The following is a 13,501-nucleotide window of genomic DNA, read 5'->3' as shown; positions in this document are numbered from 1 at the left end:
CCGAGTACGAACGCGACTGGTGGCGACAACAGGAAGCCGTCTCGCAGTCCGCCTGAAACAAGATCACCGGACTCTACGAAACTCGGGTCAGCTCATCATGGGTGTCGACGGCAGGTGGGTCGAGTTCGGCCAGGGCGCCCAGCTGCGTGTGGAGGTCACTGCGGGTACGATCGATCTCCCTTTGCAGCGTGGCGACGGCCGCAGTGGCGGAGGTGTGCGCGGCTTCGGCCTCTTGTACCACGGCACGTGCCTGCTGCTCGGCGGCGACCAACTGGTCACGGGCTGCAGCGCGTTCGTCAAGATGGGCGCGATCGGCGTCGCAGTCACGTTCGGTGTCGGCAGGACGATCGGGCAACAGCGTGCCCAGCCGCTCATCGAGCAGGGTGCGCCGCTGGGTCAGGGTGTCCGCGGCGCGCTGCTTGGCGGCAACCGTCGTGGTGGCGGCCTGACGCTGGGAAAGCAGGTCACGGTGTTCGCGGACCGCAGCATCACGCGCGGCCTGGGCGGCGGCCAGGGCCGGGTCGGACAGCGGCGGCGGGAGGATGGTGACGCTCTGCTCGCAGACCGGGCAGGCGTGGCCCACCTGGAGCTGAGGGCGTAGCTGGGCGGCACCGGCGAGGGTGCGGGCTTCCTCGAGGGCGGCCGTGGCCGCGTCGAGACGCACCTGCGCGCCGGTGACCGCACTGTCGGCCTGGGCGGCTGCCTCCACGGCGTCATCCAGCTCGCTGGTGGCGTCGGTGAGGGAGCTGGTGACGTGAAGGAGCTGGTCGAGTACCTCGCGCGCCTCGGTGAGCCGGCTGCCGTCGCCGGCGGCGGTGAGCGCGGAAGCGGCCTGGTTGTGCCGGTCGCGGGCTGCGGCCAGCTGGGTGGCGGCGGCGTCGGCCTGCCGTGCCAGAGCCGCTTCCCGGCTGGTCAGGTCACCGACACCGTCGGGGGTTTGGACGGGAGCCAGCAGCTGTTGGCGACGCTGCAATGCCGCGTACGCCTGTTGTACCCGGTCGCGGCGGCCGCGGGTCTCCTCGGCGGTGCGCCGGGCCTCGGTGACGGCGTCTGCCAGCGCCCGTAGCCGCTCCTCGCTCTGCGCCAGCTCTTGGCGGGCACGCTGTGCAGCCGCGATGACTGCGTCGCGGCGCCCGACCAAGCCGGCTTTCTCGGTGTAACGGTCGCGGGCAATGTTGAGGACAGCGCGCTGCGGGCCGGATTGGGCGGCTTTAGTGGCGTCGGCCAGGGTCTGGGCAGCCGCGTCGGCGGCGTCGCGGGCCGTGTGGGCGGCTGTCTGGGCCTCCACGGCACGGCGCTGCAGCTCTCCGATGCCGTCTGGGGTGCGGAGGGGGGTGAGCCGGGCAAGTTCGGTGCGCAGAGTGGCGACACGTGCGTGGGCATCGCTGGCGCGGGAGTGTGCCTCGGCGACGCGGGGCACGAGCTGGTCGACGGTGGCGGCCAGCTGTCCCAGTGCCGACAGGCGGGCCTGGGCGTCGGCCTCGGCTTGCGGGGTGGCGTCGGCGTGCCGGCTCAGTTGGTCAGTGAGGACCTCGATCTCCTTGGCTGCTTCGGCCGCCTGGGCGCCGGCGCGTTTGCCGATGCCTTCGTAGTGGGCGGCTCCGAGCAGCTTGAGCAGGATCTGTTGCCGGTCGCGGGCGTTGGCGGACAGGAACCGGGCGAAGTCGCCTTGGGGCAGGACGACGCACTGGCAGAAGTCGTCGAAGGACAGGCCGAGCAACTGCTCGATGGTGGCGTTGAGTTCCTTGATTTCTCCGGCCAGTACTTCCGGCTGTGGCCCGTCTGCGTCGGTGACGACCGCCGTAGGGTCGGTGAACTTCACCAGGCTGACGGTCTTTTGCTGGATCTGTTGGCCGACGCGGCGGACTTCGCGGGCGACTTGGTAGCGCTGGGATGCGACGTCGAAGGTGAGCGAGACCGTGCATCGGTTGCTCGTGGGGGCGAGCGCGTAGGCGATGGCGTTGCTGCGGCCCCACCGGTAGGCCGAGCCGTACAGGGCGAAGGTCAGGGCGTCGAGAACGGTGGACTTGCCTGACCCGGTGGGGCCGACGAGGGCGAAGTAGTCGGCGTCGGTGAAGTCGACCACGGTGGGAGCGCGGAAACCAGCGAAGCCGTTGAGCTCCAGGCGAACGGGGCGCATGTTGAGGGATTCCTTCTAGCGGGTGTCAGGGCCGCTGGGTCAGGAGCGGGCGGTCGAGCGGGTCAGGTCGTCGTGCAGGTGGTTGAACAGGGCCGTGACCCGGTCGTCGCTGACGCCGACGCTGTGGCAGTAGTCGGAGAACAGTTGCGCAGGCGTCTTGGTCGGCTGGTGGGTGGCGATGCCCGCCTTGGCGCCGGTGCTCGCATGGTCGGGGTGGATGCGGATCTCGAGGGCGTTGGGAAGGGCTTCCAGCAGGTCGTCGCGCATGCCGGCGTAGGCGGGCTGGGTGACCACGAGCCGGAGGTAGTCCTCGCCGTAGACGGCGTGGTCGGCGGTGAGCTGGGCGACGGTCCCCTCGATGGTGCGCAGCCTGCGGCCGGCAGTGACCGGGATGTCGGTGATCTTCGCGGGGGTTCCGGGAGAGGCTTCGACGAGGCAGACCACGTGGGTGTTGTTCTGCTCGCCGAAGTCGATCGCATAGGGGGATCCGCTGTAGTGCACCGGGCAGGCGGCCGGGATCGTCTGTCGGCGGTGCAGGTGGCCCAGGGCCACGTAGTGCGCTTCGACGGGGAAAATAGCGGCGGGCACGTGGTATTCCATGATCGATTGGGCAGCCCGCTCGCCGCCACCGAAGACGCCACCGGTGCACGTCAGGTGGGCCATGACGATGTTGACGGCGTCGGAGGTGAAAGCCCCTGTCAGGTTGTCCAGAACATCACGGATGAGCTGGTCGTAGGCACCGACGTTCTGCGAGGGGGTATTGGCGATGATCTCCGCGGCGCGGACGGCGTAGCGCTGGGAGAGAAACGGCAGAACGGCGACGTTGACACGCTCGTTGGTGGATTTGGCGCGGAAGCTGTGCACGCCGCCCTTTGCAGCCGGGCGGGCCTGGCCATAGACATGGATGCCAGCGATGTCCATCAGCGGCTTGTAGGCCTCGAGTGTGGCGCCGTGGTCGTGGTTGCCGGCGATCAGGACAACTTCGATGTCCTGCTTGGCCAGTTGCAGCAGGGTGCGCACGACAAGCCTTTGGGCGTCCGCGGTGGGCGCGGCGTTCTCGTAGAGGTCGCCGGCGATGAGGACGGCATCGACGTCGTTGCCGACGGCTATCTGGGTGATCTCACGCAGTACGCCTGCCTGCTCCTCGAGCCGGTTACGGCCCTTGAGGGTCTTGCCGACATGCCAGTCGGAGGTGTGGAGAACTTCACCGGGTCGGTCCTTTTCGGATGGCTGAAGCAGAGCAGCGGGTTGCGTCAGGCGTGATCTGAAGGCGCTTCGGCGGACGTCAGAAGGGCGGCTCGTCGATGGCCCCGTCGTCGGGATCGTCGAACCACGAGTCGCTCTGGGTCTGGGGCAGCTTGCTGAACGGGTCCGGTCGCGCCGCACCACCGGCGTTCGAGTCAGCAGGCGAGTGGCCGGTAGTGAAGGTGGGATCGGCGACCTCGGAGAGGCGGGTGGCCCAGGCAGGAAAGGGGAATTCGACGGCCAGCGGCACCGGGATCTCGGGCTGGGAGACGAACATGGTGCCAGGCTTGGCGAGGGTGGCGCGCTGCCGCTGCGAGGCGGGCAGGAAGCCGTACTCAGGTCGGCCGGCCTCGGCGGGATCGAGCCGGCCGACGATCTTGATCGAGGAGTTCGACACGATGCGCCGTTCCACCTCGGAGGCGGTCTGCTGAGCGCCGATAAGGATGATGCCGAGCGAGCGGCCGCGTTCGGCGATGTCGAGCAGGACGTCCTTGATCGGAGAGGAGCCCTCGCGCGGCGCGTACTTATTCAGCTCGTCGATCACCGTGAACAGTAGCCCGCCCGGACCGGCTTGCTCCTTGCGGTCGGTCTCCGCGGCGAGCACGACACCCACGACGAACCGTTGCGCCCGCTCCGGCAGGTTGTGCAGGTCCACCACGGTGACCTGCTGCCCCGAGGTGTCGATGGAGTGCGTGACCGGACGGTCGGTGACCGTGCTCAGGTCGCCGCGAAGCAGGGGGCCCAGCGGCCTTTGGGACGACCGCAGCCGCCGCACGAACGCGTTGACGGTACCCATCCCCACCGCCGGCCCCGCCCAGTCCGCGCGTGTGGCTTCGTCGGTGACCTTCTCGCAGATGAACGCGATCATCTCCGCCCAGGTGCGGATGGTGGCTCCGTCGATGGCGACCGCGCCGTCGTTCCCTGCGGCCTGGGCCTCGCGGTGCAGCCGGCTGGTGACCTGGTGCACGACAATCGTGTACTGGTTCTTCTCGTCTTCGACGTCAGCGAACACGTACGGGAGCAGCTCGCGTTGGCAGAACTCCGCGAGCGTCCACCAGAACGCGGTCACCCCGCTGGTCCGGCCGGTGACGTGGGGGCGGCCGGTGGTATCGCCAGGCAGCGGCGGCGCGTAGAAGCCGGCAGAGGCAAAGGGTCGAGCGGGCAGGCCGAGCCGCGCGTATGCGGCGCGCAGCGTCTCATCGAGGCGGGCGTTGGGCTGGTCGACGAACAGCAGGTCCTCGCCTTTAACCGAGAAGATCAGGGCCTTGGCGTTGACCGTACGGGCTCCCAGGGCACCCGAGGTGAACAGCGAGTGCAGCAGGAACAGCGCGAAGCTGGTCTTGGTCGCCACCCCGGAGATACCCGAGATCGACACGTGGGCGCCGCGGGTACCGTCGAGGAACTCGAGGTTGAGATAGATCGGTTCGCCGTCACGACCGATGCCGGCGGGGATCCGCGCGTCCATCTTGTCGAAGTACAAGGCGGCGTCCCGGTCAGCACCCGAGGCCCGGATCGCGACTGCGCCGGGACGTGGCGGGACGTAGCACTCGGGCTCGACGCGGGTGGTGGTGACCTCGGCGATCTCCTGCACGGTCGCCGGCAAGATCCCGTCCGCAATGAGGAACACATCCGAGCCGAACGCGGCGCCCTCGTGGCGGGCGACCACCTCCGTCACCACGCCGGAGGTGACGACCTCGCCGTAGCCGGGGATCTGCCGACGGGTGCTGACCACGTCGTCGAGCTGCAGGTACGCGTCGGGGGAAAGGGCGACGTGAAACTTCAACGGCGTGGAGTCCTCGGTGCCTGCAACCTTCCCGACCTCCTGCTCGACACCGCCACTGAGGGGCAGGCCTCCAGGCGGCTGCCGACTCGTCAGGGGCGCTGAACCGGGGCCTGAGGTAGTGCTGTCGACGCCAGGGGTCTTGGAGTCGGTTTCGGTCATCGGCGGTCCTGTGCCTATCTCATCGTGCGTCGGGGCGGCCCTGGCGGCTGGCGGTGGACACCGTACGCCGGGGCACCGAAACTACTGGGCAGTTCCACAGATTGCCGGGACTCCAAAGATGCCCAGTCCCGACGGGCACGGGGGCGGCTTACCCTGCAGATGCGCAACCCGGCCAAGGCCAGTACCCGTCAGTCCCGCCCACCGGTCCCTCTGGCTCTTCGGTTGCAACTCGTTGCGTGCCACGGCCGGCGAACTTCCCGCACCGAAGCACTCCGCCATCGACGCCGGACCACCCACGCGTTGGCCGAAGGCACGTCGCTGATCGCCGACGGATGATGTCGTGGTCGGTCTATCCGCGCCACAGGGCACAGGCGGATGACGTCGGCGAGAAGCGGTCCCGTCGCTGTCGCTCTCCCCGACCGCAGCATGGATGGCCGAGTCGAAGTCGGCCTACAGACGTACGGCCTGACCCGCTCGTTCTGCCGAGCGCAGCCGAAGAGCAGAAAGTTTTCGGCACACAGACATGCCAGATACATCCACACCCCCGGCGTGCTGGAGCCCGCACCACGAACGGCACAGGCGGTGAATAACCGCCTCAAGCACCCCACCCGCACGCGGCCTTCGCGCATCCTACACACGATCCCTTCACCATGCATACACATTTCGCCACCTCTCGCACCTCACCTGGAAGCGACACGGCGGCGGCCTCCTCGGACGCAGCGCCGATCGGTCACGCTGCCGTGCGTCCAGGCGAAGCTGTCCGGTCGACTCCGCCCCCCGGCAGACGCGTAGTCCCTTCACTGAGCCCAGACTCAGGTGCTGAACGAGGCTCCTCGCTCAGCGGTGGGCTGCCATGTGGTGGAGGCAGCGTGGATACCTCGGGCCACAGCAAGGAAGAGCAGCCCCAGTGAGGCGGCCGATGCGACCCACTCCCCAGGCAACCGCGGCGCCGGTCACCGGCATCGTCCACACCCACGGCCGCACGCAGTACATGCACATCGGCAGTCCGACGGGGCTTGCCACCCTGAGCTGGCCGCTGCAGGCAGAAGCGTCGTAGGGACGCCAGCCCGGCAATGCCCACTGCCTTCGGAGTCCTGTGATCTTGGAGCGACGGGTACTGGGGGGCCGGGGCTGTCAGACGTTCGGCTCCCCGGCTGGTGCACGGTGCACAGCACGAGATGCTCGCCCTGCGGGACACGTGCCGTCACGCGCTGGCCGACGGCCGGTACGGCAGCCTCCTCCTTCCCCCAGCCCCGCTCAGCAGTCGCTGTTCGACGCGTTGGACTGAGACGCCTGATACTCAGACGACGATGCCCAACTGACACTCCCCCGCAGACCATCATGGTGCGTAATGTGCGACCGTGGCTGCGGTTGGGCGATTGGGCTGCGCGGGTCGCACGGAAATATTGGTGCGGCAGGGCTCCGCACGCCGTCACAATCTCAAGCACATGACGATCCCCTGGAGTTGTAATGGCGCAGCCTCTTGATCCGCTGACAGTTCAGCGGCTCGCGTATGTCCGATACCTGTACCGCGAGGGGGTCGAGCAGAGTGGGCAACCCTCGCCACTGCACTCCCGGGCGATCACTTCCTTCCACGACGCGGTGGAGAACTTCATCGGCCTCGCCGCGCAGCACCTGGGCGTGGACCTGAAGAAGAACGCGGAGTTCCTCAGCTATTGGGAAGCGATCAAACCGGTCTATGAACTCCCCAAGAAAGATCAGATGAAGCGCCTCAACGACGCCCGCGTCGCCCTCAAACACAACGGAACCTTCCCCTCCGCGCACCAGATCGAGCAGGCCCGCGAGACCGTTGTCGATTTCTTCACCACGGTCACCCCCAAGATCTTCGGCGTCGAGCTCGACACCATCGAGATGGTCGACCTGTTGACTCAGAACGAGGTCAAGCAACTGCTGCGCGACACACAAACGCATGCCGACATCGGCGACTACGTCCAGGCCATGGCCGGCCTCAGCCTGGCATTCCAGGCGCTGCTCACCAACTACCAGAGCGGCGAAGGGCCAACCAGATGGTCAGCCTTCAACTTCGGCGAGAGGCCCTCCCCTTTCGATGAGCCTCGCGGGGAGTATCGGGACCCTCGTTTCAAGCGACTCGAGAAGCTCGACAACTTCATGGTAGTCACACAGGACACTCTGTTGGCCATCAGTCTCGGCATCGACTACGCGAGCATGGCCCGCTTCCACATCCTGACCCCCCAGGTCCGCACCTACGGAAACGGCGACAAGCGCTACTACATCGGAAAGGCCCTGGAGGAGGTAACGTCCGACGACTACGACTGGGCGCGATACTTCGTCATCGAATCGGGCCTGCGCGCGGCAAAGGCGGATGATCTCCAGGCCATGGCGAAGAAGAGGTGGGAAGCCAACAGGCGGACCAAGAAACCCCTGCCTGATCGTTTCTGGACCGGGCCCGTCGACCCCGAGGACAGAAGCGTAACCGTCTTCGATTCCCTGTGACACCGGCGACCTGAGTGCGCTGCACGGTGATAACGGCCGACCAGGGCCGCCACATTCTCCCCCGGAATGGGTGTGCCCGGCTGCTGCGCTGCCGGGCGCCGGAACGCGGTCCAGCCCATGCCCGGCCTCGATGGCACGCTGCCGTGAGCCTTCACCCGCCCCATACTCGGCCGCTGCAGCCCCGGAACCAGCCAGCCTGGACGCACAAGAGCCATCACGCACTGTCACTGCCGCCGTCCACGTACCAGTCGCTGACTGCCAGGGCTAACCGTTCCACAGCATGGAAATCGTGTTCTGACCAGTGCAAACTCCGCATCCGCTATAGCAGTCTGCGTGAGAATGACATGGCCCTTCGTCACTCATGTCAGCAACAGGTGGGCATCACCCGTCAGCACCAACCACAGGTCACTGAGCCTGCGCCACTGACACTCAGATGACGATGCCCAACTGACACTCCCCCGCAGACCATCACTGCGGCGAGGGCCAGAAGCAGTAGGAGGGCGGTGCCGGCGTAGGTGAGGGCGGTGCGGCCGGTCGGGGCGAGCAGGAGCACGGTGGCGGGCGGCGGTGCGGTGAGCCGGACGGGCGGGACGCTGACGGGTGCGGATGGCCATGGGCGGACGGCTCCTTCGCGGTGCGCGGGCCCTGGCCGGGACCCGGTTGTCTGCCCAGTTCAGCGCGTACGTGACCTGCGTTTTCCGAGTACCTCGCGGGGTTTTAACTTGGGGTGGTGGCCAGAGGGGTGCCGAGCACGGCGGACAAGGAGCTGATCGAGCGTCTGGCGGCGCTCGGGGTGCGGGTGTCGGCGGCGCAGCTGGAGCGGTGGCGTGGGGCGGGGCTGCTGCCCGGGCATGCGCGGCGGTGGCTGGGACGGGGGCGCGGGTCGGTGTCGGTGCTCGCCGAGGAGACGGTCGCCGTCGCGGCGGCGCTGGGACGGCATGCGCGGCCAGGGCGTGATCTGCGGTGGACGGTGATCGCCTGGTACACCGAGGCCGGACTCCCGGCCCGGCCCGGGGAGTTGGCGGTGCCGGAGCCGCCGTGGCCAGCCGTGCGGGAGGCGCTGGTGTGGGCGGTGGGCCGCTCGCACGCCCAGCGGGTGGTGGTGCAGGCCCGGGCTGCGGGCGGCGGGGGTGAGGAGGCGCAGGACGCTTTCTACGCGGAGGCCGGGCGGGTGGTGGGGCGGGGTCCGGCCGGGCTGCCGCACCCGGACGAAATACGGCGGGTGATCGAGGATCCCGCGGGCGGGTGGGGGCCGAGCCCGGAGCGCGAGCGGCGGAGCGCGGTAGTGCGCTTGGCCGCGGCCGCCGGGATGGGGGCCAGCGAGGTCGGGGGCGAGATGCTCGTCGAGGCGCTCGCCGCGCTGATGCCCGGTGTGGACTGGACTCCGGTCGCGGAGTCCGCGCGCAGGGCCGAGAGCGAGGGCACCCTGGAGAGCTGGATCGAGGCGGGGGCGCTCGTCGACCCGCTCGCCCGCCTCCAGGCCGCCGGTGAGGAGGAGATGGCCGCGGCGCGGGGTGTGGTGCGGGTCCTCACTCTGGTCGGCTTCTTCTACGTGATGCATGGGTTCCTGATGCCCGACAGCCCCTTCCTCGCCCGGCTGCGGGCGAGGGTCGACGAGTCGGGGTTCGCCTTGTTGATCGCCCTGCTCGTCCCTCAGATGGCCAAGCCGTCCGGTGTCCCCCACGCACTGGTGATGTGCCTGTCTCCCGAGATGGCCGCGCTCGCCGCCTGGATGGAGGAGCTGATCGACGAACAGATCAGTGCCGGGCAAGGGCTACTGTCCCTGCCCGGCGCGGAGGAGGGCGGGGCGAAGGCGTTCATGAAGGCTTGGACCAACCGCGTCCACGAAATAGGCGACCGCGGCCTGGACGGCGCCGACGAGTGACCTCGGTTCGGCGGTCACGGTGGTCCCCGTGCCGAGGTCACTCGTCGGCGCCCCAGGGGTGACCGAGGTGACCGTGCCCGCAGGGCCTGCCCCTCGTTGATCCCGGCGAGTCCTCCAGGCCCCGAGGAAGATCTCTGTCGGGTATCGGACCCGCCCGACAGGGCAGGCCACAGACACCCGGCGAGGCGCCAAGGCCCCCTGTGCGCCGCAGTGCAGGGCGGCATGCGGCCAACGCGCTCGGGTGCTTGCCGAGGGCGAGATGCCGCATCTGTCGATGCGGCATCTCCAGTGGGAGCAGCGGGGTTGACTGGCCGGTGTGGATGTGAGCAGGCATCCGCACATTGGTGATCTTGTGGTTCTATGCGCGTCTTGCATGCAAGTTGTCTGATTTCCATTGGGTCTGACAGACTGTTAGGGCACGTCAGTGGTCTCAATGACCTGCCAGCCCCGTACCGCCGTCGGCGGAGGGGGCGTGAGCCGTACGCCGCGGAACTGCCCACTATTGATGGTGTTGCAGTGGTGATGTTCCGGTGGCGCGCACAGTCTCCGGTGGTGGACTCGAAGAGGCAGACGGTCTTCGCCGGTACGCGCCGCAGGTGCGTGGCGGTGGCGGCGGCCCTCGCCGGTGCTCCGTGGAAGGAGTGCCTGCGGTCCGGGTGCGTGCCGTATTCGGCATCGCCGGATGCGCTGGGTCGCGCCCGGGGCCATGAGGGCTCCGGGAGTTAGGACTGTCTGCTTCTCATGTCTGCCCGCAAGGCCCCCGAGGGGCCCTTTCCGTATCCCACCCACCCGACCTGGGCTCTGAACCTCTACGAGGCCATCGTTAACACCTGCGGGGTCGAGGGCTTCGCGCCCGTGCCCCAGCAGGCCGTGCTCGACGCTCTCGCGCCGGCGCTCGGCGAGGGCGAGGCCAAGCACGTCACCGAACGCCGGCGCGAGAGCCGTTTCCTGCGCGCCACCGCTTACCACGTCGAGCAGCGCGACACCGACGGGGCGCTGCTGGTGCTGAAGGCGAAGCTGCACGGGGCGGCGACGCTGCCCTGGGTCAACAACGACCGCACGCGCAGCGCCTGGCTGCACCCCTCCGCCGAGAACCAGCAGCGGCTGGAGGAACTCGTCGACCAGCAGCGGTCGGTGGCCGTGCGGACCGTCGCACTGGAGCGGGCGCGGTCGGCGCTGCGGACCCTGTCCCCGACCGCGACGGCGGCGGAGAACAGCGCGGCGGCGCGAGCGGTCGAGGCCGCCGAGGAGGAACTGGCCCGCGCCAGGCGGGAGCTGGAGGTGTGCGAGCAGACGCTGGGCAAGCGGCGCCCGCTGCCGGTGGTGCGGGCCGTCACCGAGGACGGGATCCCGCTCGCGGCGCTCACGACGGAGGCCGTCCGCACGGAGGTGGCCGCCGAGGTGCAGCGCTATGCCGTGGAGACGCTGCGGCAGCGGGCGCGGCAGCGCCCCTACGACCTGGCGGAGTCCCTGGTGCAGGAGGGCCAGCGGGATTCCACGGTGGTCGTGCTGCAGCGCACCCCCGTGATCGACCAGGACGGATCCCGGCGGCACATCTGGCGGGGCCAGCAGGCCACCGGCGCCAACCGGACCGATGCCCGCCTGGAGACCTTCGGCATCACGCCCCAGCACCTGCTGACCGGTGTGCCTCAGTCCCTGCTGCGACTGCCCGGGGAGGAGGACAACCGGCGGATGGTCGTACGGGGTCTGGGCGAGATCCTGCGCCGGATCAGCTCCCTGCTCAACGCCGAGTACGCCGACCCCGACCAGGATCTTGAAGGGCGTGCGCAGCGGGCGGCGCGGATCGCGCAGGTGCCGGCCCGGATCGTGGTCGGCGCCAAGAAGCCGGAGCGCCTGGAGGAGTCGCTGCGCCAGCTGAACGTCCACGAGCACCTGCGCGGCCAGCTGGACTACGAGGACATGGACCGCTCCCTGGGACTGTGGTCGACCCTGGTCAAGGCCTACCGGGCCAAGGGGCTGCTGGGTGAGCTGCTGGCCCAGGAGGTCGCCCACGGCCGCATCGCGGCCAGCGAGTTGGACGAGGAGGCGATCGCCGACGCGCTGGTCGGGGCCCGGGCGCTCGACGAACTCACGGTGCTGCTGCCGCCGGGCGACGACGTGGGCCCCATGACCCTGCGGGACGTGGCGATCCGCTGTGCCACCGTCCTGGTGTTCCCGCCGGTCCCGCCGCGCCCCGAGGGCCTGTCGGCCCGGGCGCACATGCCCACCGGCCGGTACTGGCCGGTGGTGCGCGCCGCCCTGCAGGAGGCCTCCTGGACGCAGAGGAACGGGGACAAGGCCAAGCGGCGCACGGAGATCTGGGCGGCCGTGGTCGCCCAGCACTTCCTGCGCCCCGGCCCCCTCGCCGCCGCCGAGGGCCTGTTCGGCAGGGCCGAGGTGCAGTTCGGGGTACGCACCGACGCGCGCAGCCTCGCCTCGCTGCTGACCGCCTGCCGCCAGGGAGACCCCGCGGCCTGGGAAGCCCTGGTGCGGCGGCACCTGGTGCCCGGCATGATCAGCGGCGCCGAGCCGTTCATCACGCCCAACCAGGGCTCACTCACCAGCGCGCAGCGCAAGGGTGTGCGGCGCGCGCCGTCCAACGCGGTCCAGTCGCTCGTGGAGGCCTACACCAACCCGCCCGAGGGCGTCACGCGTGCGCTGCTGCTCGCGTTCGCCGAGTCCGTGCTGCGCGCCCCCGACTCCCCGGCCGGCGACGGCCTGGCACCGGGCACCTTCTGGGCGCCCGACGCACACGGCGATCCGTGCGAGGGACTCCTCGCCGACAAGGAATGGTTCGACGCGCTCTTCCCCCTGACCTCATTTCCCAGGTCCAAGCGGCCGCAGCCACCCGCAGACAACATCGGTGCCGAGGACGGGGACATCGGCGAGAACAGCGGCGAGGACACCGTGGAACTCGCCGAGGAGATTCCCGAGGACCCACTCGTGCGGCTGACCCGTCTGCGCATGGAAGTGTCGGCCGTGGTCGACAGCAGCACGGTGGGCGCCGCCGCCCTGGCCGAGCAGATCGCCCGGCTCCTGGTCACCCTTGAGGACGCTGTGCGTGCCCGTGAGGAGGCCGGCGCCGCAGAGGAACCGGCCCAGGTGCAGAAGCTGTACGTAGAGGACTTCAACAAGATCAAGGCGGAGTGCGCGAAGATCGCCCCGCTGCTGGACAAGGCCACCCTGGCGGTGATGTCGCTGTGAGCGGGGACTGCTGCCCGGAGCCGGTCGCCGGACCGGTGGTCGACGCGCGGGTGCTGCGCCACGCGTGGACGGCGCTGGGCCCCCTGGCGCGCGGCGGCTGGCCCGCCGCGCGCAGCCTCCTCCTACCGCACCGGGCCGAGAGCCTCGCGGCGCTCGGCGAAGTGTTGGCCGGGCTGTATCTGGCGGTCGACGCCGAGGGGCGGCTGCGGTGGCTGGGCAAGGCGCACCGCGGCAGCGGGGTCAAAGCCCGGCTTGAGGATCACTTCCGTCATCCCGAGCGGGCCCGGGTCTACGCGGGGGTGTTCGTCGTGGAGGCCGACCCGTTCAGCCCGGCGAAGGCGATCGAGGCCGCCGAGGGCCGGGCCGCCGACCTGATCGGGCTGCGCGGCCGAATGGGCCCGCGGACATGGCCCGTAGTCACCCCGGCGCAGTGGCTCGCCCAGGTCACCTCGCACCCGGCCACCCGTATCGGCCCTCCCCGCCCGAGCGCGGACGGCTCCGGCGACCGGTCCGCGGCACCGGCCTGACCCATCCCCGCTCGGGTCCCGGCGGATTGTCTGCCGGGACCCGAGCGGGCGACACGCAGGAGCGGTGCGACAGCCGGATGGGG

At 69.6% G+C, this 13,501-nt stretch carries 8 protein-coding genes; 5 read left to right on the top strand and 3 right to left on the bottom strand.

What is annotated here, in order from left to right:
• Nucleotides 1-73 precede the first annotated feature (73 nt).
• The 3 genes from AB0G63_RS30970 to AB0G63_RS30960 are packed head-to-tail and all read right to left on the bottom strand — an operon-like array spanning nucleotide 74 to nucleotide 5,327.
• On the bottom strand, nucleotides 74-2,140 hold the full coding sequence (locus tag AB0G63_RS30970; protein WP_360756959.1) for an SMC family ATPase: 2,067 nt from the start codon (nucleotides 2,138-2,140) through the stop codon (nucleotides 74-76).
• Between the two features lie 39 nt (nucleotides 2,141-2,179).
• The gene (locus tag AB0G63_RS30965) at nucleotides 2,180-3,379 is read right to left on the bottom strand and encodes an exonuclease SbcCD subunit D (RefSeq protein WP_360756966.1); all 1,200 of its coding nucleotides are present in this window, start codon (nucleotides 3,377-3,379) and stop codon (nucleotides 2,180-2,182) included.
• Nucleotides 3,380-3,425: 46 nt separating this feature from the next.
• Nucleotides 3,426-5,327, bottom strand: coding sequence for an ATP-binding protein (locus tag AB0G63_RS30960; protein ID WP_360756956.1), 1,902 nt, complete (start codon nucleotides 5,325-5,327; stop codon nucleotides 3,426-3,428).
• 919 nt (nucleotides 5,328-6,246) lie between these two features.
• Here AB0G63_RS30960 and AB0G63_RS30955 point away from each other — a divergent pair.
• From AB0G63_RS30955 to AB0G63_RS30935, 5 genes are all read left to right on the top strand, one after another.
• Nucleotides 6,247-6,384, top strand: a complete 138-nt coding sequence (locus AB0G63_RS30955; RefSeq protein WP_360756954.1) for a hypothetical protein — start codon at nucleotides 6,247-6,249, stop codon at nucleotides 6,382-6,384.
• A gap of 413 nt (nucleotides 6,385-6,797) precedes the next feature.
• A complete protein-coding gene (locus AB0G63_RS30950) occupies nucleotides 6,798-7,802 on the top strand; it encodes a hypothetical protein (protein WP_360756952.1) in 1,005 nt (334 codons plus the stop codon).
• Between the two features lie 730 nt (nucleotides 7,803-8,532).
• Nucleotides 8,533-9,687, top strand: coding sequence for a hypothetical protein (locus AB0G63_RS30945; protein ID WP_360756949.1), 1,155 nt, complete (start codon nucleotides 8,533-8,535; stop codon nucleotides 9,685-9,687).
• Nucleotides 9,688-10,428: 741 nt separating this feature from the next.
• On the top strand, nucleotides 10,429-12,891 hold the full coding sequence (locus tag AB0G63_RS30940; RefSeq protein WP_360756946.1) for a hypothetical protein: 2,463 nt from the start codon (nucleotides 10,429-10,431) through the stop codon (nucleotides 12,889-12,891).
• Nucleotides 12,888-13,418 (top strand): hypothetical protein, encoded by a 531-nt coding sequence (locus tag AB0G63_RS30935; protein WP_360756943.1) that lies wholly within the window; start codon nucleotides 12,888-12,890, stop codon nucleotides 13,416-13,418. The genes AB0G63_RS30940 and AB0G63_RS30935 overlap by 4 nt, the downstream gene beginning before the upstream one ends.
• Nucleotides 13,419-13,501 lie beyond the last annotated feature (83 nt).

This window comes from Streptomyces sp. NPDC020996, from assembly GCF_040641355.1.
Classification (GTDB): Bacteria; Actinomycetota; Actinomycetes; order Streptomycetales; family Streptomycetaceae; genus Streptomyces.
Note: the sequence above shows the minus strand (reverse complement) of the source record. Positions and strands in the feature narration are given on the sequence as shown.

Coding starts and splice junctions, on each gene's coding strand:
- AB0G63_RS30970 (WP_360756959.1), bottom strand. CDS start 2,140: ATGCGCCCCGTTCGCCTGGAGCTCAACGGCTTCGCTGGTTTCCGCGCT.
- AB0G63_RS30960 (WP_360756956.1), bottom strand. CDS start 5,327: ATGACCGAAACCGACTCCAAGACCCCTGGCGTCGACAGCACTACCTCA.
- AB0G63_RS30955 (WP_360756954.1), top strand. CDS start 6,247: ATGCGACCCACTCCCCAGGCAACCGCGGCGCCGGTCACCGGCATCGTC.
- AB0G63_RS30950 (WP_360756952.1), top strand. CDS start 6,798: ATGGCGCAGCCTCTTGATCCGCTGACAGTTCAGCGGCTCGCGTATGTC.
- AB0G63_RS30940 (WP_360756946.1), top strand. CDS start 10,429: ATGTCTGCCCGCAAGGCCCCCGAGGGGCCCTTTCCGTATCCCACCCAC.